Origin of the sequence: Corynebacterium sp. MSK004 (assembly GCF_030232515.1) — a bacterium.
Classification (GTDB): domain Bacteria; phylum Actinomycetota; class Actinomycetes; order Mycobacteriales; family Mycobacteriaceae; genus Corynebacterium; species Corynebacterium hesseae.
Window position 1 is genome coordinate 59,010 of record NZ_JASPKB010000002.1, and the last position, 20,318, is coordinate 79,327.

Sequence of the window (20,318 nt, forward strand, 5' to 3'; positions counted from 1 at the left end):
AGGCAAGTGCTAAACTCTCTCCTCATGCGAAAATCCGATACACGTACCGCGGCCGCGCTCAGCGCGCTGGCCTCGGTCATCGTGATCGGAGTTTTCTCGTTTTGGGGTGGATTCGCCCGCCGCTGGATCTCCGACGACGGCCTGATTGTCCTGCGCACTGTACGCAACCTCGAGGAAGGAAACGGACCCGTCTTCAACGCGGGCGAGCGCGTGGAGGCCAATACCTCCACGCTGTGGCAATACCTGATCCTCCTCGTGCGCTGGGTAACCAACGCCCCGCTGGAATCCATCGCCGTCAACCTGGGCCTCGTGCTGGCGGTTGCGGCGATGGTGCTGGGGGCGTGGGCCACGGCACGCGCCTTCTTCCGCTCGGGCCAGCCTGCCGCACCGCTGGTGGCTCCCGCGGGCGCGCTGGTCTACCTCGCGCTGCCCCCGGCCCGTGACTTCTTCACCTCCGGGCTCGAATGGGGCCTGTCCATTTTCTACCTCGCGGCCCTATGGGCGCTGCTGCAGCACTGGGCGCAGTCCCGCGATAGCGCCAGCGCCTATTGGCTAGCGCTGTGGGCCGGGCTGTCCTGGCTCGTGCGCCCGGAGTTCGCGCTCTACGGCGGACTGGCCGGCCTGCTGCTCTTGGCAGCACACCGTAATTGGAAGGCGTGGCTGGGCATCCTCGGCGCGGCCCTTCCCATTCCCGCGGGCTACCAATTCTTCCGCATGGGCTACTACGGCCTGGTGACTCCGCACACGGCAGTGGCCAAGTCGGCGTCGTCAAGCGCGTGGGGCAGCGGCCTGAACTACCTGAAGGATTTCGTGGGGCCTTATGCCCTGTACCTGCCCGTTCTCGTGCTGGTGGGTGCAGCGTTGTGGACCTTCCGCGCCCAGCTGCGCCCGGCAGCACTGCGCAGCGCCTCGACCGTGACCTACCTGATGGTCGGGGCCGCGGCGGTGCACGTGCTGTATGTGCTGCGCGTTGGCGGTGACTTCATGCACGGCCGTATGCTGCTGCTGCCGCTCTTTGCCGCGCTTCTCCCCGTTTTCGTGCTGCCGCTCAAGGGCCTTGTATCTTCGCTTGCGGTGGCCTTCTGCGCGGTGTGGGCATTCTTCATCGTGCTGCGCGGGCATCCGACGGATTGGGATGCCTATGAAAAGCCGCTGTCCATCGTGGACGAGCGTGATTTCTGGACCTATGCCACCAACCGCGAGGCGGGCCACCCGCCGCGCTCGGCGCGGGATTACCTGGGGATGAAGTTCATGCGCGGCTATGAAGAAGCCGGCGAGAAACTCGTCGGCGGAGATGCCCTGGCCACCATCTATGTGGAGGATAAAGAAAAGGACCTCCTCAACTGGCTCACTGTTCCGCGCGAGCCGGGAATGAACGAACCGCCGACGGTCTACCTGGTGAACTTGGGCATGACGTCGATGAACGCGCCGCTCAATGTCCGGGTTCTCGACACGATTGGTCTGGCCACGCCGATGGCCGCACGCATGCCCCGCGAGGAAGGCGGGCGCGTGGGCCACGACAAATCCCTCGAGCTGGAATGGCAAGCAGCACTCACGGGCGCGGACATCGAGTATCTCCCGCCGTGGTATGACAAGGATAAGACCCGCCAGGCGCGCGCCGCGCTGGACAGCCCAGAAGTGCAGGAGCTCATCGCTTCCTATAGCGCGCCCCTGACGTGGGAGCGCTTCCGCGCGAACCTAGCTTTCTCGCTGACCTCGGGGCGCACGCTCATGTTGCCGTCTGACCCGAGCGATTATCCTGTCCATTAGCTTGGTGTGAGCTGGGGAGCACCCCCATGGATAGGCGAAAATTGCCAGGGTGCGTTACGCTAAACAAGATTCTTGTTATTGATCTGTAACTATCGCTGGCGTGTTGGCGATGTAGTAGTGGCAGTAAAAACGTTAAGGAGAAACATGAGTTCACTAAGCTCTGGCCTGCGGACTCGGGTCCTCTCAGTGGTGGCAGCCATCGCTGTGGCTTTGGGCCTGGTAGTGACCGCGGGTACGCAAGAAGCATCCGCCGCCAACCGGGACTGGCTGCGTGGCGACGCCACCGGTGCCTGCGAGTGGGACCGCGTCGGCTACTGGGTGCAGCGCTGCGACGTGTGGTCCCAGGCAATGGGCCGCAACATCCCAGTGCAGATCCAGCCGGCTAAGAACGGCGGCAACGCAGGTCTGTACCTGCTCGATGGCCTGCGTGCTACCGATTCCACCAATGCCTGGATCAATGACGTCAATGCCGCACGCACCTATGTCGACCACAACATCACCCTGGTGATGCCGGTGGGTGGCGCAGCGTCCTTCTACGCGGACTGGAACGGCCCGGCCACCTATGACTTGGTCAATCCCGTCAACTACCAGTGGGAAACCTTCCTGTCCCAGGAGCTGCCGGCCTACCTGGAGGGCAACTTCGGCGTGGCCCGCAACAATAACTCGGTTGCCGGCCTGTCCATGGGCGCTACCGCTGCCATCACCCTCGCTGGCAAGCACCCGGAGCAGTTCCGCCAGGCGCTGTCCTACTCCGGCTACCTCACCACTACCTTGCCGGGCGCTCAGACGTTCATGCGCTTGGCGCTTCTCGACGCTGGCGGCTTCAACATCAACGCCATGTACGGTTCCATCATCAACCCGAAGCGCTTCAGCAATGATCCGTTCAACCTGATCCCGGATCTGGCTGCGCACGGAACGGATGTTTATGTCTCCGCCGCGTCCGGCATTCCAGGGCCGGTGGATCAGCAGCGCTACCGTCCGGAGCACATCGCGGCCGGCGTGGCCCTGGAGGGCTTTGCCAACGGCACCACCCGCCTGTGGGAACTGAAGGCCCGCGCAATGGGCGTTCGCCTGCAGACGAATTACCCGGCACAGGGCCTGCACAACTGGGAGCAGTTCGGATACCAACTCGAACGCTCCAAGCCACAGGTGCTTAACGTAATGAACGCTTGGTAATCATCTCCTGCGTGGCCGCCGTGCTCTTGAGCACGGCGGCTTTTTCATAGCCATGGTGGGCGTGTCCCCCTTCCCAAAGTCTCAAGTTAAACTTAAACTTGAGAACACATTAGACCGCTCACTACGCGTACGGTGGCGAGTTCCGCAGGAGGGGAACCTGCGGAGCCCGCTCGCGGTAGCGCGTGCCCTCATCTCGATTTACCCCTAACAAGGACTCTTCAATGCCGAACACTGCGTCAACTCAGCCCCGCCGGTCCGCCAAGGCTTCCGGCCTGCGTTCCCCGTCCGCAGCCCGCAAGGGCCTGACCATTGCTGCACTGCCCACCGCCGTGGCCGTGGGCTTTGCGCTGCTGCCTATTGCAAACGCGCAGTCTTCCGGCTCTTCCAGCGACGGAATTACTGATCTTCTGGGCAGCTCCAACCTCTCCGATTCCTTCGCCCCGTCCAATCCGCCGCAGCGCACTCCGGTGGAGACCGAATACCCGAAGATCGAGGGCTTGCCGGAGGGCGTGTCCGTGTCCCGCGTTGAGTATCTGACCAACCGCCACCTCAAGGTCTACATCAAGTCCGTCGCCATGCCGGACAAGGAACAGGTCGTGCAGATCCAGCTCGCGCGTGACTGGTACTCCAACCCGGACAAGACCTTCCCGGAGGTCTGGGCGCTCGATGGCCTGCGCGCCCGCGACGACGAGTCCGGCTGGACCATCGAGACCAACATCTTGTCCCAGTACGCCGACCGCAACGTCAACCTCATCATGCCGGTGGGCGGCGAGTCCTCCTTCTACTCCGACTGGCAGAAGGAAGACAACGGCAGGCACTACATGTGGGAGACCTTCCTGATGAAGGAACTCATCCCGATCCTGGAGAAGGGCTACCGCTCCAACGGCAAGCGCGCCGTCACCGGCATCTCCATGGGCGGTACCGCCGCTGTCAACCTTGCTGAGCGCAACCCCTGGGCCTTCAAGTACGTTGGCTCCTTCTCGGGTTACCTCGATACCACCACCACCGGCATGCCGGAGGCCATTACCGCCGCGCAGGCCGATGCCGGCGGATTCACCTCTACCAACATGTGGGGTGACCTGTACTCCCAGGATTGGATCGACCACGATCCGAAGCTGGGCATCGAGAACCTCAAGGACATGAAGGTCTATGTCTCCGCCGGTAACGGCAAGGATGACTACGGCCAGATCGGCTCGGTGGCCAAGGGCCAGGCCAACATGGCCGGCGTGGGCCTGGAGGCCATCTCCCGCATGTCCACCCAGACCTTCGTTGATTACGCTAAGCGCGCTGGCGTCGAACCAGTGGTTAAGTTCCGTCCGACCGGCGTTCACAGCTGGGAATACTGGCAGTTTGAGATGACCGAGGCATGGCCCTACATCGCTGATTCCCTTGGCCTGGACAAGAGCGACCGCGGCGCGGACTGCACTCCGGTCGGGGCCATTGCGGAGGCCACCAAGTCCGGCATCATCGGTAACTGCGTGAACAACGAGTATGACGTCGCCGAGCGCGGCAAGGCCCAGGACTTCCAGGCCGGTACCGCTTACTGGTCCCCGGAGACCGGCGCACACGCCGTGATTGGCCGCATCGGCGCTCGCTACTCCGAGCTCGGTGGCCCGACCTCCTGGCTGGGCTTCCCGACGACCGGCGAGGAAAAGACCCCCGACGGCCGCGGCCGCTACGTCCACTTCGAGCACGGCTCCATCTACTGGACCCCGGAGACCGGCGCTTGGCCGATCCCGAAGGACTTCTTCGATGCATGGGGCAAGAACGGCTTCGAGGGCGGCGACCTCAAGTACCCGGTTGCCGAGGCGCGCAAGGTCGGCGATGGTCAGGTCCAGGACTTCGAGGACGGCGTGCTGACCCGCAACCCGGACGGTTCCTTCCACATCGTGCACGGCGCTATCGGCGCGAAGTACAAGGAGCTGAAGGCTGCTGAGTCCGAGCTGGGCTTCCCGGTTGGTGAGGAAAAGGCCGTCAACGGCGGCTTCTTCCAGGAATTCGAGCACGGCAACATCTACTGGTCCATGGACTCCGGCGCGCACTACATCCTCAAGGGCAAGATCTTCGACGAGTGGGGCAAGCACGGCTGGGAGCAGGGCGAGTTTGGCTGGCCGACGGAGGACTACACCTCCATTCCGGCCGGTGGGCTGACCCAGTCCTTCCAGCATGGCGTCATCCGTGAGGTCATGGGCCAGGTCCAGGCGGATAAGAAGTAGGAGAATCGCCATGCGTCTTTTCTCCGCGCGTCCCGCCGCGGCAGCCGGTGCAGCGACGCTGCTCGCCGCCGGTGCCCTGTTGAGCGGTTGCGGTTCCGCCACCGTCGAGGAGGGCGAGGCCACCGACACCTCCGTGGCGCCGTTGGAGCGTTCCTCCGCGGCGAGCGGCGGGGCGTCGGCAAGCTCGGCCTCAGCTAGTGGGGCGTCGGAAAGCTCTTCGTCGGCGTCGCGCACCGAAGAGGAACAGGACGGGGAGCCGGAAGACCGCGGCGCACGCGAGATTTCCGAGATCCCCGCCCCCGCTCCCGCGCAAGGCCCAGACCAGGACTTCCTGGCTGCGGTGGCGAAGGCCGGCGTAAACGTCGACGGCGTGGAAGACCAAGTGGTGGGTGCCGCGCAGGCCTCCTGCCAGGGCGATGCCGTCACCGCACCGGCAGTGGCCGGACAGCTCATCGAGCAGGGCCGCACCGAGCTTAGCCACGAGGAACTAGTCCGGCTCATCACCGAGCAGGGCCGCAAGCTCTGCGCTCAGTAACGTGGCAGGGATTTTCCAGACAATCCCGTGCCTTCTCGAGGTAGAAATTTCTTCATGCGTAAAACACTTACCGTCCTTGCCGTCGTTGTTCTCCTCGCCGTGATTGGCGGGGGAGCGGTCCACTTCCTCAACACCCGCGAGGAAGGAGAGCAAGGAAACCTTGCGGAGCCCGCCCCCTCCCAGGGGGAGGGCGAAGAAAACGCAACCCCCGAGCAGCCGGACTGGTGCCCGCGCGTAGAGTTCATCTCCGCGCCGGGAACGTGGGAATCCGCCGCGGACGATGATCCGATCAACCCGGGGGCGAACCCGAACTCCTTTATGCTGTCGATTACGAATCCGCTGAAGGAGGCCTACGTTCCCGAGGACGTCAAGGTGTGGACGCTGCCGTACACCGCGCAGTTCAAGAACATCAACGCGCAGCACGAGATGAGCTACGACGATTCCCGCAACGAGGGCACCTCGCGCATGGAGGGCGAGCTGACCTACATGCACGAGACCTGCCCGAACACGAAGTTCATCCTGAGCGGCTTTTCGCAGGGCGCGGTCATCGCGGGTGATGTGGCGGACCGGATTGGTGGCGGCAACGGGCCCGTGCCCGCAGAGAGCGTGGCGGGTGTCGCACTCATCGCGGACGGGCGGCGCCAGGACGGCGTGGGCATTAACCCGGGCGCGCACGTCGGCGGCGTGGGTGCGGAGATTGCCCTGCAGCCCGTCTCGACGTTGATTCAGGGCATCGTCCCGGGCGCCACGATGCGCGGTGAGCGCGCCAACGGTTTCGGAACGCTAGCAGACCGCACCTTCCAAATCTGCGCGCCGAATGACTCCATCTGTGATGCACCACTGGACGTCAGCAACGGTCTGGAGCGCGCTCGCGATCTCATCGACGCCAACGGCGTCCACGCACTGTATGCCTCTAATCCGGACACTATCGAAGGCACCACCGCCAACCAATGGGTGACGCAGTGGGCCAAGGACACCATCGACGCACAATAGCGCTTGGCGACGTCCCGCCTGCGCGCCATGTAACGGTTGGCGTAGTCCTTCTGATATTTTTAATGTCAAAAGTACGTGATGCAGGGGTGCGTGCCCCGCTCTACCCTACGAAGGAGCTTTCCCACATGGACCTGAAAGCCTTGATCGGCCAGTTCTTCGACGAGAAGGGCAACATCGCCCTGCCGCCCCACCTCACGTTGGCGGGCCTTGCCGAACACGTCTATGCCGCGGAGCAGCAGGCGGGTATCCCGGACCGCCCGGTCATGCGCCAATGGGTCTATAGCGATAACCCGGAGGGAACGCCGCGCGATGTCACCCGTTCCCAGGTCAATACCCGCATCAAGGCAGTGGCTGCGCGCCTGCAGCAGGTAGGCAAGATGGGGGACCGCGTGGCGATCCTCGCGGGCAACTCCCCCGAGTACATCTTTGGCTTCCTTGGTGCGATGTACGCGGGCATGACCCCGATCCCGCTCTATGATCCGAACGAGCCCGGCCACACCGACCACCTGCGGGCGGTCTTTGGTGACGCAAACCCGTCGATCGTTCTGACCAATAACATCTCGGCCGCGGCGAACCGCGCATACTTCTCGGACCACCCGGCGTCTGAGCGCCCGCGCATCATCTCCATCGACTCCCTGCCGGATTCCCTGGCACAGAGCTGGGTGAACCCGCTGGAGACGGAGGAGGGCAAGGCGGCCCTGGCCGCGCTGCAGACCGCGCCAGTGGACCACCCGGCCTTCCTGCAGTACACCTCCGGCTCCACCCGGACACCTGCGGGCGTGCTGCTGACCAACCGCAACATCATGACCAACGTTCTGCAGATCTTCACCGCGGTGCAGATCAAGCTGCCAGCGCGCGTGGTGTCCTGGCTGCCGATGCACCACGATATGGGCATCATCCTGGCGGTCTTCGTGACGATTCTGGGCCTCAACCTGGAAATCATGACGCCGCGCGACTTCGTGCAGCAGCCCAAGCGCTGGATTGATCAGCTCAAGCGCCAGCCCATCGATGAGCAGCTGCAAGGTACCTATGCCGTGGTTCCGAACTTCGCCCTCGAGCTCGCCGCGCGCTACGGCGCCCCGGCCGAGGGGGAGAAGCTGGACTTCAGCAACGTCGACGGCATCGTGATCGGCTCGGAGCCGGTGACCGAGTCTGCGGTGAATTCCTTCTGGGAGACTTTCGGCAAGGAAGAGTTTGGCCTGCGCCGCGATGCCCTGCGCCCGTCCTATGGCATGGCGGAGGCCTCGTTGATTGTCACCACGCCGCAGACTCCGGAGCGCCCGGTCATTTCCCACTTCGACCGCGAGCGTCTGGCTCAGGGTGAGGCGGTCATCGTGGAGAAGTCCGCGGATTCCGTGGCCTATGCCTCCTGTGGCCAGAGCGTCGTGGCCCAGCACCTGACCATCGTGGACCCGGAGACCAAGACCGAGCTGCCGGATGGCCGCGTGGGTGAAATCTGGCTGCACGGCGAGAACCGAGCCGCTGGCTACCTGGACCGCGCGGAGGAAACCGCCTCGACCTTCCACAACACGCTGGGGGAGCGCTTGGCGGAGGGCACCCGCGTGCCGAATGCCCCGGAGGACAATAACTGGTTGGCCACCGGTGACCTCGCGGCAATCGTGGATAACCAGCTCTACATCACCGGTCGCCTCAAGGACCTCATCGTGGTCGCAGGCCGCAACCACTACCCGCAGGACATCGAGGGCACCGTGCAGGAGGCCTCGGGCCACGTCCGTGCGGACTCCATCGCGGCCTTCTCCGTGGAGGGCGGCAGCACCGAGGAGCTCGTGCTGCTCATCGAGCGCGCCGATGGCGCCAACCCGGCCGATGACGCCGCCGCGTCCGAAGCCATCCGCTCCGCGGTTTCCGCGAACCATGGCGTGACCCCGGCGGTCATCCAGTGGTTTAACGCAAACGAGATCAAGCGCACCTCCTCGGGCAAGATTGCCCGCCGCGTGGCCAAGAAGAGCTACCTCGCTTCCTAAAGCCCACGCCGCTTAAACCCCCGTTCCCGCGCTACTGCGGGGCGGGGGTTGCTGCTGCCTGTGGGTATGTCGGTTATGAAACCCAAGTTAACAAAGTGAGATAATCATTCGATAACCCCTATGTACGCTTCGACGTGCGCGTTTTTGTGCTGCGCAAAATCGAATGCAGAGTTAGATATTTTTTAGTCCGCGTAAGAAAGCTAGAGATTTATGACCGTTGAAGAGCTACGTGGCTGGTTGCGCACCTGGGTTGCGCAGACCACCGGCCTGTCGGCAGAGGAAATCACGGACACCAAACCGCTGGAGAATTTTGGGCTGTCCTCGCGTGACGCAGTGGTCCTTTCCGGCGAGTTAGAAAACCTCCTCGGCATTAAGCTCGAGCCCACCGTGGCCTACGAGTACCCCACCATCGCGCAGCTGGCTGAGCGCCTGGTCAACGGTGCAGCCGCTGCAGGGGAGAGCGCACCGAAAGAGGCGTCGCCACGCCCGGCCACCATCGCGGGCGGTGACATCGCCGTCATCGGTTACGCTGGCCGCTTCCCGGGCGCTAAGAACGTTGATGAGTTCTGGACCATGCTCGTCGAAGGCCGCGCTGGCACCGGCCCGCTGCCTGTCGGACGCTGGTCGGAATACTCTTCCGATCCCATTACCAGCGAGAAGATTGAGCAGCAGAACACCGACGGTGGCTATATCGAGGACATCGCTTCCTTCGACCCCGAGTTCTTTGGTCTCTCCCCGCTGGAGGCGGCCAACATGGACCCGCAGCAGCGCATCCTCATGGAGGTCTCGTGGGAGGCCCTCGAGGACGCCGGCGTACCCGCCAACCAGCTGCGCGGCACGGCCACCGGTGTCTACATGGGCTCCACCAACAATGACTACGGCATGCTCATTACCGCCGATCCGGCCGAGATGCATCCCTATGCCATGACGGGTACGTCCTCGGCGATTATTGCCAACCGTCTGTCCTACGCCTTCGATCTGCGCGGCCCTTCCATCAACGTGGACACCGCGTGCTCCGCCTCCCTCGTGGCGGTCAACCAGGCGGTCAAGGACCTGCGCGTGGGTGCGGCTGATACGGCACTCGCCGGCGGCGTGAACATCCTGGCTTCACCCCACGCCTCCATCGCCTTTAGTGAGCTGGGTGTCACCTCTCCCACCAGCGCCATCCACGCCTTTTCCGATGATGCCGATGGCATCGTCCGCGCGGATGCCGCGGGCGTGCTCGTGCTCAAGCGCCTCGAGGACGCCGAGCGCGATGGCGACACCATCCATGCCGTCATCAAGGGCACCGCGGTCAACTCCGACGGCCACTCCAACGGCCTGACCGCCCCCAACCCGGAGGCGCAGGTCGACGTCCTCGAGCGCGCCTATGCCGACGCCGGCATCCGCCCGCAGGACGTGGACTACGTCGAGGCCCACGGCACCGGCACCATCCTCGGTGACCCCATCGAGGCCACCGCGCTCGGCCGCGTGTTGGGCCCGGGCCGCCAGGCCGCGAACCCGACCCTGCTGGGTTCTGCCAAGACCAACATCGGCCACTCCGAGTCCGCCGCCGGCGTGGTGGGCCTCATCAAGGTCATCGAAGGAATGCGCCACGGCGTCATCCCGCCGAATATCAACTACGCGGGCCCCAACCGCTATATCGATTTCGACGCCGAGCACCTCGAAGTGGTCGAGGATCCGCGCGAATGGCCCGAATATTCCGGCCAGAAGGTCGCGGGTGTCTCCGGCTTCGGCTTCGGCGGCACCAATGCCCACGTGGTGTTGACCGACTACCGCGGGCTGACCCACCAGGACGCCCCGCAGGTCGCCATCGGCGAGGGGCAGCCAGTGGCCCTGCCGGTCTCCGGCCTGCTGCCCTCCCGCCGCGCCGCAGCGGCTTCCGACTTGGCGGACTATATCGAGGCAGAGAACCCGAACCTGCTTTCCCTGGCCCGTACCCTTGCGCGCCGCAACCATGGGCGCTCGCGTGCGGTAGTGGTGGCGTCGTCCAGCGAGGAAGCTGTCAAGCGCCTGCGACAGGTCGCCGAGGGAACCGTCTCCGTGGGCATCGCCGCGGCGGATTCTCCCTCCGTCCACGGCCCCGTCTTCATGTACTCCGGCTTTGGCTCCCAGCACCGCAAGATGGCCAAGGACATGATTGAGATCTCGCCGCTGTTCAAGGAGCGCCTGGAGGAGCTCGACGCCATCGTGCAGCGCGAATCCGGCTGGTCCATCCTGGAGCTGGTGCACGACGACGCCCAGACCTACAACACCGAAACCGCGCAGGTGGCCATCACCGCCATCCAGATAGCGCTGACGGATCTGCTCGCCACCTTCGGCGTGCGCCCTGCCGGCGTTATCGGCATGTCCATGGGTGAGATCGGCGCGGCCTATGCTGCGGGCGGCATCACGGCGGCCGACGCCATGCTCATCGCCTGCCACCGCGCACGCCTGATGGGGGAGGGCGAGGCCTCGCTTCCCGACGATCAGCAGGGCGCCATGGCCGTCGTCGAGCTCTCCGCCGAGGAGATTGACGCCCTTCCGGGTTCCATCGAACCTGCCGTGTACACCGGCCCCGGCATGACCACCGTCGGTGGTCCGCGCGAAGAGGTCCTCGCGCTGGTGGAGCGCCTCGAAGGCGAGGGCAAGTTCGCCCGCGCGCTCAACGTCAAGGGCGCGGGCCACACCTCCGCCGTCGACCCGCTCCTCGGTGAGCTCTATGCGGAGATCGCTGGCATCGAGACCCGTCCGCTACACACGACGCTCTTCTCCTCCGTGGACCGCGGCAAGGTCTACCGCCCCGGTACGGTGCTGCACGATGAGGACTACTGGATCCGCATGACCCGCAAGCCCGTCTACCTGCAGGACGCAGCGGAGGCAGCCTTTGCGGCGGGCCACATGCAGATCGTTGAGATTTCCCCGAACCCGATTGCGCTCATGGGCCTGATGTCCACGGCCTTTGCTGCGGGCAAGGCGGATGCGCAGCTGCTCTATAGCCTGAAGCGCAAGGTGGATCCCACCGAGTCGCTGTTGGATCTGCTGGGCAAGCTCTACGTCGCGGGAACTCCGGTGAACTACACTAAGGTCTTTGGCTCGGGCGCGCTTGTCGCCGCCCCGCATACCCGCTTCCGCCGCCAGCGTTTCTGGACCAACGCTCGTCCCTCGTCGGGTGTGTCCGGCCTGCCGGGCGCGCGCGTGACGCTGCCGGAGGGCGCGGTGGCGTTCTCCACGAACGCTGACCAGGCGCCGAGCGCGCTGGCCATCCTGGAGGCCGCCGCCGAGGCCGTCACCCCGGGCGCGCACATCGCGGCGAGCGAGGAGCACCTGGATCTGCCCGCGAAGGGCGAGGTCACCACCATTGTTCGCCGCACGCTGGGCGGGCTGTCGGTGGCGGTGCACTACGTGGATGGAGCGACCACCAAGCTTGTTGCGGAAGGTTTTGCCTCGACCCTTAACCTTGCAGAACCCACCCCGACGGCCGAGCCGAGCCTGCCGCAGGCCGTGACCGCGCCGCAGTTTGCTGACCCCGACGTAGGGGTCGACGCCGTGCGCTGGGACCCGGAGAAGGAGAGCGTGGAGGAGCGCTTGGCGCTCATCGTGTCGGAGTCCATGGGCTACGACGTCTCCGATCTCCCGCGCGAGCTGCCGCTCATTGATCTGGGCCTGGATTCGCTCATGGGCATGCGCATCAAGAACCGGGTGGAGAATGACTTCCAGATTCCGCCGCTGCAGGTGCAGGCGCTTCGCGACGCCTCCCTCGCCGACGTCATCACCATGGTCGAAGAGGCCGTGTCCGAGCAGCCCGATGCCGCAACCGCAAGCGCCGACGCGACCGCCGACGCACCCTCCGCGCTCACCGAGAGCGACGACACCACCCCAGACGCCTCCGCGGTGAGCGCGAAGGGCGGCGAAGGCGTGGGCGTCGCCCCGCGCGATGCCTCGGAGCGCATGGTCTTCGGCACCTGGGCCACCTTCACGGGTAAGGCCGCGGCCGGAGTGACCTCCGCGCTGCCGCAGGTCAGCGATGAGGTGGCTGAGAAGATTGCCGAGCGCCTCACCGAGCGCGCCGGCATCGAGGTCACCGCGCAGCAGGTTCACGAGGCTGAAGCACTGGAGAACCTGGCGGATCTTGTCCGCGAGGGCCTGGAGACTGAGGTCGAGGGCAATATCCGTGTCCTGCGCGAGGCCGATGGCCCCGCCGTCTTCATGTTCCACCCGGCCGGCGGCACCACCGTGGTCTACCAGCCGCTGACCCGCCGCTTGCCTGCCGACGTCGCCGTCTACGGCGTGGAGCGCCTCGAGGGCAGCCTGGAGGATCGCGCCGCCGCCTACATCGAGGACATCCTGCACTACGCGCGCGGCCGCAAGGTCGTGCTCGGCGGCTGGTCCTTCGGCGGCGCGTTGGCCTATGAGGTGGCCTACCAGCTCCAGGAGCGTGCAGCCCGCGGCGAGGACACTGCTGAGGTTGCCTTCATCGCTCTGCTGGATACCACCCAGCCGGCCCACCCGGCCCCGAAGACGCTGGAGGAAACCAAGGCCCGCTGGGGCCGCTACGCCGCCTTCGCCAAGAAGACCTACGGCCTCGACTTCGAGCCGCCCTACGAGATGCTGGAAACCGTGGGCGAAGATGCGCTCATGGCCATGCTCGCGGAATTCCTCAGTTCCACCGACGCTTCCGAACACGGCCTGTCCGTCGGAGTGCTGGAGCACCAGCGCGCATCCTTCGTGGATAACCAGATTTTGGGTTCGCTGGATATGGGACGGTGGGCGTCGGTAAGCGTGCCCGTCATCCTGTTCCGCTCCGAGCGCATGCATGATGGCGCCATCGAGCTCGAGCCGGCCTATGCCGAAGTTAACCCGGACGGCGGTTGGGGCGTTATCGTGAAGGATCTGGAGATTGTGCACCTGCCGGGTGACCACCTGGCGGTTCCCGACGAGCCCGCAATCGGTATCGTGGGCAAGCACATGGAGGATTGGATCGAGGAGAAGATTCGGAAGTGACTAGTACCGCTGACAAGCTAGCGGACCTACGCGAGCGCCTCGAGCGTGCCCAGGATCCCGGCAGTGAACGCTCCCGGGCACGCCGCGATGAGGCCGGCCGCTCGACTCCGCGCCAACGCATTGCCGCGCTTCTCGACGAAGGCTCCTTCGTCGAAACCGGCGCCCTGGGCAAGACCCCCGGTGACCCGGATGCGATTTACTCCGACGGCGTGGTCACCGGTCACGGCCGCATCAATGGCCGCCCGGTGTGTATCTACGCGCACGATAAGACCGTGTATGGCGGTTCCGTGGGCGTGACCTTTGGTAAGAAGGTCACCGACATCATGGATTTGGCCATCAAGATTGGCTGCCCGGTTATCGGTATCCAGGATTCCGGTGGTGCGCGCATCCAGGACGCGGTGACGTCTCTGGCCATGTACTCCGAGATTGCCCGCCGCCAGCTGCCGCTATCTGGCCGTAGCCCGCAGATTTCCATCATGATGGGTAAGTCCGCTGGTGGTGCGGTGTATGCGCCGGTGACCACGGACTTCATCATCGCCGTCGATGGTGAGGCGGAAATGTACGTGACGGGCCCGAACGTGATCAAGGAGGTCACGGGCGAGGAAATTTCCTCCCACGACTTGGGCTCCGCGCGCCAGCAGGAGCTCAACGGCAACGTGTCTGTCGTGGTGCCCTCGGAGGATGAGGCCTTCGACCTAGTTCGTGACTTGCTGGATCATTTGCCTCTGACCTGCTTCGACGAATCCCCGGTCTTCGATGCGCCTTCTGATGAGGAGGTAGCCCAGGACACCGAGCTGGATTCCTTCATGCCGGATGATACGAACGCCGGCTACGACATGATGGACCTGCTCACGCAGCTTGGCGACGATGACGATCTCATCGAAATTCAGGAAAACTACGCCCCCAACGTCATTACCGCCTTTGGGCGCATTGATGGCAAGGCCGTGGGTTTTGTGGCCAATAACCCGATGCATTCAGCGGGTTGTATCGATGCGGATGCCGCCGATAAGGGCGCGCGCTTTATCCGTATTTGCGATGCCTACAACATCCCGCTGGTCTTTGTGGTGGATACGCCGGGTTACCTGCCGGGCGTGGACCAGGAGAAGGCGGGCTTGATTCACCGCGGCGCGAAGTTTGCGTTTGCCGTGGTGGAGGCCACCGTGCCGAAGGTCTCGCTGATTGTGCGCAAGGCTTATGGCGGTGCTTATGCCGTGATGGGCTCGAAGAACCTGACCGGTGATATCAACCTGGCGTGGCCGACGGCCCAGATCGCCGTGATGGGCTCGGCCGCCGCCGTGGTCATGATTGCGGGCAAGCAGCTCGAGGCCGCCGAGACCCCAGAGCAACGCGCGATGACGAAGAAGATGTTCATGGACTTCTACGACGAGACCATGACCGCACCCTATGTCGCCGCGGAGCGCGGATACCTCGATGGCATGATTAAGCCCTCCGAGTCGCGTCTAGCCCTGCGCCGCGCGCTGCGCCAGCTTGCCGATAAGCAAGAGAAGGACCTGCCCAAGAAGCACACCATCTCCCCGCTCTAGCGTCGTTTAAGCCTGGCGGCGGGCGAAGAAGGCCTGCGGATCGCGCTGAATTTTGTGTCTCGGCGTAACATGTGAGCCTGTTTTATCCGATAAGCCTAAAGACTAGGAATTCAATCGAAGGAGAAACCCAATGCTCTCTAGCGTTCTTGACCTCAGCGGTGACATCATCAACCTCGTCATTATGCTGCTCAACCAGGCCGGCGTGGACGTTTCCGCGCTGAGCTCGAAGTAAGCCAGCGCTTCTAGCCCCTCCTTGCGGAGGGGCTTTTTTAATCCCAGACCGGGCTGGGGATGGGGACTGGTGGTCCACCGTCGGGAGGCAGCCACGCCATGCGGCCTTCGATGCGGTCGATGCGCCCGCGGTACGTGGGGCGGGCGGGGTCATCGTCGTTGATGGCGTTGTGATACTTGCATAACGGCACGAGGTTGTCGAGGTTCGTCGGCCCGCCATCCTGCCACCGTCTGATGTGGTGCATCTGGCATTCCGCGGCAGGTCTTGTGCAGCCGAGCCAAGCGCACGTCGGATGCTCTGCGCTGAGCAGGATTCGTTGCTTATCGTTGGCGAAGCGGCTGCCGTAATACACATTGACCGGCCCCTCGACCGGGTGGAAGAGGGAGACGAAGCCACGCTCAGAAAACGTGGTGCGGAGGAACTCCGCGCCTGTCATCGTGCCGCCGTCGGTTGCCTGCAGAAGGATGTCATCGCCCTCGCCCCGCACAATCTTGTCCAGCTGTTCGAGGCGCACAATGACGTGAGCATGCAATGCCGGCTTCGGCGCGCCGCTTCCGGAAAAGACCTCGTGGACTGCCTTGAGCAGGTCCTCCGACGTGGCTTTGAGAGTGCCTACTAGATTGGCAATCGCGCGCGGGCGATCCGTGATGATGAGCTTGTGCATGCCGCCCGCACTGCGTCGCACGCGGACGCCAGGAGTGGGCTCGGGTGTGAGCTCCGCGAGCCTGCGCTTCGCCACACCCGCAATCTCGCCTTCTGGGGTCGCACACAATTCCACGCGCAAGTCCCATGCCTGGCGCGAGTTCTTGACGCGCGCCACATGCCGCTCAATCTGCAGCAGCGTATCCAGCGCATGGTTAGTCTCCCGGGCGCGGCGCTGCTTGGCGCTGAAAGCAGTTTGGCCAAAATAAACGCGGTGAAGTCCCTCGAGCTGCCGCGCCACGCGCGGCGTCGCGCCCAGCGCCAGCATGTCCTCGTGCGTGTGCCCCGCGCACAAGGAGACGACGTGCATGCCGCGAGCGAGTACCCCGAGTAAGTCCCCCAACTTCATGCCTCACACACTAAACCGCCCCTAACTATCCCGCAACCGGAACGCCAAACTCCCAGCTCAAACGTCCATTTGCAAGGGCGTAAAGGGGTGAAAGAAGGTCGACGGGTAACCGACTATGTCACAGATTCTAGGCGCGGGAGCGGGAAGCAAAGGCCGCGATGGCTCGCCAGCCAAAGAAGAACAGCGCCGACATTACGGTGGCCACGATGAGGAAGGACCAGTGCGGCAGGCGGCCGTTGACCAGCATCCACAGGGCCATACCGCCAATGATGGCGCTCAGCCACACGACGACGCCCTCCTTCCACAGGCCGCTCAGCTTCGTCGCCATGATGATGATCCAGCCCACGAGTGCGCCCACGGTCCACGGCCAGAAGGCATCAACCCAGGAGCTAAAGCTCAGGCCACCATGCGCCAGGCGGGCGAAGATGGCGAAGAGGGCGAGAGCGAGGACGTCGATAAGCGGGGCAACGCGCATTTAGGATTCCTTCCGGTTCAACGCCGCGTAAGAAAAGCCATCGCGGGCGTAGTGGGCGAAGTAGATGACCCATCCAATGATAGTGATGAGCGCAAAGGAAATAAGCCGGTAGATGATGGCCGCGGAGGTGGCGTGCACCACGGTCAGGCCTGTCGCCACCAGAGGGGTGATGAGCGCGGCCTCCACCGTGCCCACGCCACCCGGGGTGACCTGCGCGGAGCCAGCCAGCTTCGCGGCCAGGAAGGCCAGGGCCACACCGGCCAGGGTGGTGTCATCAGCACCCGCGCGCAGCCACGGAATCTCCCCGGTCACCGCCCACACGGATGCCCACAGCGCGCCCATATCGGCCAGGCGGTGAACTAGCGACGCCCCAGCAACCACAGCAAAGGGGCCGCGCGAAAGGTGGACCTCGCCCAGGTTGCGGACCTCCTGAATTGCGCGGTCCCGCTTCGGACCGGGCCGCAGCTTGCGCAGCCAACGCTCAAGGGTCACCGGGTGCGAGGTCAACCAGAAAATGCCGCCGAGCGCCGCGAGCATGAGGACAACCGTGGTGATAAGCGATCCCAGAGCCATATCCGCGTTGAGGAAAAACACCCCGCCCAAACCAATGAGCGCGAGGAACATCGAGCTAATAATCGAGGACAAAAACAGGAAGTAGCTGCACAGCGCCACCGACGCACCCCAGCGGCGCTGCACCTGGAAGGTGAGCAAAGCCGAAAAGGCAGGGCCCGCCGGCAGAGTCGTGGACCAGGCATTGGAGGCCAGCGTGATGGCATAGGTTTCGCGCAGTGGCACCTTGACGCCGCCTGCGCCGATGAGCCGCTTCATCACTTCCGCCATACCCGCGATGGACAGCAGTGCGAAGAACACCACCAGCACCACGGGGAAAGGCTCGGCGTGGCGCAGGCGGCGCAATCCCTCGGAGATGAAGTCCAGCTGGTCGCGGAAGAACCACGCCAGCGCGGCCAGAATCAGCAGGGAGACTATCCAGGTCAGCCAGTTCTTCTTCATCGATCATCCGTGGAATTGAGGCGCTTGACCAGCTCGGAGAAGGGGATGAGTTCGGTGTCGGTGTCGGCGCTGCGGTCCCCGCGTACAGGAGCATCGCTTGGCGACGCCTCCTCAACCTGTTCTGCCGAAGTCACAGAGGAGTGGGGCGCGTCGTCCTGCGCAGCCGGTGCGACCTCTTCGTTGTTCAGCACTGGGGCGGTGGGCGCCGGCCCGGCAGCTGACGCAGTGGCCAGGGCCGGTTCGGCAACCGGAGCGTTGTCGCCGCCGAGGCGGTGGGTCAGGCGGGTGAGGAAGCGCGGGGCCCACCAGTTGTCCTCGCGCAGGAGGTGCATGACGGCGGGGACGAGGAGCATGCGGACGATGGTGGCGTCGATAAGCAGTGCAAAAATCATGCCGAAGGCGATGTATTTCATCATCACGATGTCTGAGAAGCCAAAGGCTCCCGCGACCACAATCATGATGAGCGCGGCCGCCGTGATGATGCCGCCGGTGTGCGCGGTACCCGCCGCGATGGCCTCGTCCGTGGAAGCGCCCCGGCGGCGGGCTTCTACCATGCGCGAGACTAGGAAGACCTCGTAGTCCGTGGACAGGCCAAAGACGATGGCGATGATGAGCACCAGAATCGGGCTCATGAGCGGACCAGCGGTGAAGTTGAGCAGGCCGGAGCCGAGGCCATCGACGAACATGAGCGTCAAGATACCCAGCGTGGCGCCCAGGGAAAGCAGCGTCATGATGATGGCCTTGAGCGGCAGGATGAAGCTGCCGAAGACCAGCGCCATGAGGAGGAAGGTGGCCAGCACCACGTAAAGCGCCATCCAAGGGAGGGTCTCAAAGAGCGCGTCGAGGGATTCGACCTCCATGGCCGGGGTGCCGCCAACATACAGCTCCACGCCCTCCGGTGCCTCGATGTTCTCGAGTTCGTGGACGATGCGCCCGTAGTCCTCGCGGTCCTGGATACCGGCGCCGAGGACGGTGGTGCCGTCGACGGTCGCGGTCTTCGGGCCCATTGGCTCGGTAAGGCCTTGGATGGAGCGGGCTTGCATGACGACGTCGACAAGCTGCTCATTCGTCGCGTTCTTCACCACCAGCTTGACCGGCTCGGTGCGGAAGGAGGGGAACTGCTCGTTGAACTGATCCTGCGCCACGCGCGCGTCTTGGTTGGGCGGCAGGTAGGTCTCGTTGATACCGCCGAATTTCACGCCCAGCACCGGCAGGGTCAGCGCGATGAGTAGCGCACAGATGGCGGCAGTCATCAGGCCCGCGCGGCCCATGGCCCAGCGCGGCATCCGGTACCACCACGTGTCCTCGATGTGGCGCCCGCGCCGCGAGGTCTTTCGCACAGTCCACTTATCGATATTGTGACCCAGCATGCCAAACAACGACGGCAGCACCATGACCGACAGGAGTGCGGCGAGGCCCACCGCGGAGATGGAGCCATAGGCCACGGACTTGAGGAAGGCCTGCGGGAAGAGGAAAAGCCCGGAGAGGGATACGGCCACCATCGCGGCGGAAAAGACCACGGTTTGGCCCGCGGTGGCGGTGGTGATCGCCACGGCCTCCTTGGTATCGCGGCCCTTGTCCAGCTCCTCACGGAAGCGGGAGACCATGAACAGGCCATAGTCGATGGCCAGGCCCAGTCCCAGCAGCGTGACGACGGCCTGCGCGAACACGTTGACCTGCTGGAAGCCAGCCAGGATGGAAAGAATGCCCAGCGATCCCAAAATGGACAGCCCGCCCACGACGAGCGGCATGAACGCCGCCACGACGGAGCCGAAGACCACGAGGAGCAGCAGGCCGACGAGCGGCAGGGCGGCCTTCTCCGCGCGGGAGATGTCTTTGGACATGCCTTCATCCAGTGCGTCGGCCACGGCGGTGGCACCCGCTACCTGCACAGGGACGTCGGCAGCGTGCAACGAATCCTCGATGGCGCGGAAGTCCTTGAGGGTCTGCTCGCCGTCGCCTTTCAGCCCGATGGCGGCGAAGGCCGTGGAGTGGTCCTGCGTGATGAGGTTCGGGTTGCGCTTATCAAAGTAGCTGGTCACGGAGTCGATCTGCTCCGGGTGCTGCGCCTTGAGCTCATCCAGGAAGGCCTTGGCCTCGGCGGCGTGGGTTTCGGGGTCATCGAAAAGCAGGATGACGTCGCCGGAATTGTCACGGCCGAAAGTCTCGAGCTCGATCTGTGCCGCGCTTGTCGACGCCGCCCCCGGGTCCTCCCAGCCCTCCTGGCTCATCCGGTCACCCAGGCGGGTGCCGAAGCCGAAGAAGAGGCCGAGGATGAGACCCACGATGATGAGCGGGATGACCTTGCGGTGGGCATAGGAAAAACGGCCCCAAGAATAAAACATGC

The 20,318-nt window shown here is 64.4% G+C and carries 12 protein-coding genes; 8 read left to right on the forward strand and 4 right to left on the reverse strand.

Annotated elements, in window-relative coordinates; all coding sequences use genetic code 11:
• The first annotated feature begins 24 nt into the window (after positions 1–24).
• The 8 genes from QP999_RS02765 to QP999_RS02800 all read left to right on the forward strand — a co-directional run bounded on the left by QP999_RS02765 (position 25) and on the right by QP999_RS02800 (position 15,202).
• A complete protein-coding gene (locus tag QP999_RS02765) occupies positions 25–1,770 on the forward strand; it encodes an arabinofuranosyltransferase AftB family protein (protein ID WP_284847599.1) in 1,746 nt (581 codons plus the stop codon).
• A 144-nt stretch (positions 1,771–1,914) separates the two neighbouring features.
• Positions 1,915–2,946 carry an alpha/beta hydrolase gene (locus tag QP999_RS02770; RefSeq protein WP_070685889.1) on the forward strand — a complete coding sequence of 344 codons (1,032 nt, stop codon included), beginning with the start codon at positions 1,915–1,917 and terminating at the stop codon, positions 2,944–2,946.
• Positions 2,947–3,248: 302 nt separating this feature from the next.
• The gene (locus tag QP999_RS02775; protein ID WP_502870652.1) at positions 3,249–5,162 is read left to right on the forward strand and encodes an alpha/beta hydrolase-fold protein; all 1,914 of its coding nucleotides are present in this window, start codon (positions 3,249–3,251) and stop codon (positions 5,160–5,162) included.
• A 10-nt stretch (positions 5,163–5,172) separates the two neighbouring features.
• Positions 5,173–5,697: a hypothetical protein gene (locus QP999_RS02780; RefSeq protein WP_284847601.1), complete on the forward strand. Its 525-nt coding sequence runs from the start codon at positions 5,173–5,175 to the stop codon at positions 5,695–5,697.
• A 54-nt stretch (positions 5,698–5,751) separates the two neighbouring features.
• Positions 5,752–6,690, forward strand: a complete 939-nt coding sequence (locus QP999_RS02785; RefSeq protein ID WP_284847602.1) for a cutinase family protein — start codon at positions 5,752–5,754, stop codon at positions 6,688–6,690.
• A gap of 125 nt (positions 6,691–6,815) precedes the next feature.
• Positions 6,816–8,675: a FadD32-like long-chain-fatty-acid--AMP ligase gene (locus QP999_RS02790; protein WP_284847733.1), complete on the forward strand. Its 1,860-nt coding sequence runs from the start codon at positions 6,816–6,818 to the stop codon at positions 8,673–8,675.
• A gap of 210 nt (positions 8,676–8,885) precedes the next feature.
• On the forward strand, positions 8,886–13,658 hold the full coding sequence (locus QP999_RS02795; RefSeq protein ID WP_284847603.1) for a type I polyketide synthase: 4,773 nt from the start codon (positions 8,886–8,888) through the stop codon (positions 13,656–13,658).
• A complete protein-coding gene (locus QP999_RS02800) occupies positions 13,655–15,202 on the forward strand; it encodes an acyl-CoA carboxylase subunit beta (protein WP_284847604.1) in 1,548 nt (515 codons plus the stop codon). Before QP999_RS02795 ends, QP999_RS02800 begins: the two co-directional genes overlap by 4 nt.
• 269 nt (positions 15,203–15,471) lie before the next feature.
• Here QP999_RS02800 and QP999_RS02805 read toward each other — a convergent pair whose 3' ends face one another.
• The 4 genes from QP999_RS02805 to QP999_RS02820 form a co-directional block, all read right to left on the reverse strand.
• Positions 15,472–16,485, reverse strand: a complete 1,014-nt coding sequence (locus tag QP999_RS02805) for an HNH endonuclease signature motif containing protein (protein ID WP_070562258.1) — start codon at positions 16,483–16,485, stop codon at positions 15,472–15,474.
• Between the two features lie 127 nt (positions 16,486–16,612).
• Positions 16,613–16,960 carry a DUF3054 domain-containing protein gene (locus tag QP999_RS02810; protein ID WP_070523783.1) on the reverse strand — a complete coding sequence of 116 codons (348 nt, stop codon included), beginning with the start codon at positions 16,958–16,960 and terminating at the stop codon, positions 16,613–16,615.
• Complete coding sequence (locus tag QP999_RS02815) at positions 16,961–17,971, reverse strand: lysylphosphatidylglycerol synthase transmembrane domain-containing protein (RefSeq protein ID WP_284847605.1); 1,011 nt, start codon at positions 17,969–17,971, stop codon at positions 16,961–16,963. It lies immediately after the preceding gene.
• Positions 17,968–20,316 (reverse strand): MMPL family transporter, encoded by a 2,349-nt coding sequence (locus QP999_RS02820; RefSeq protein WP_284847606.1) that lies wholly within the window; start codon positions 20,314–20,316, stop codon positions 17,968–17,970. The genes QP999_RS02815 and QP999_RS02820 overlap by 4 nt, the downstream gene beginning before the upstream one ends.
• Positions 20,317–20,318 lie beyond the last annotated feature (2 nt).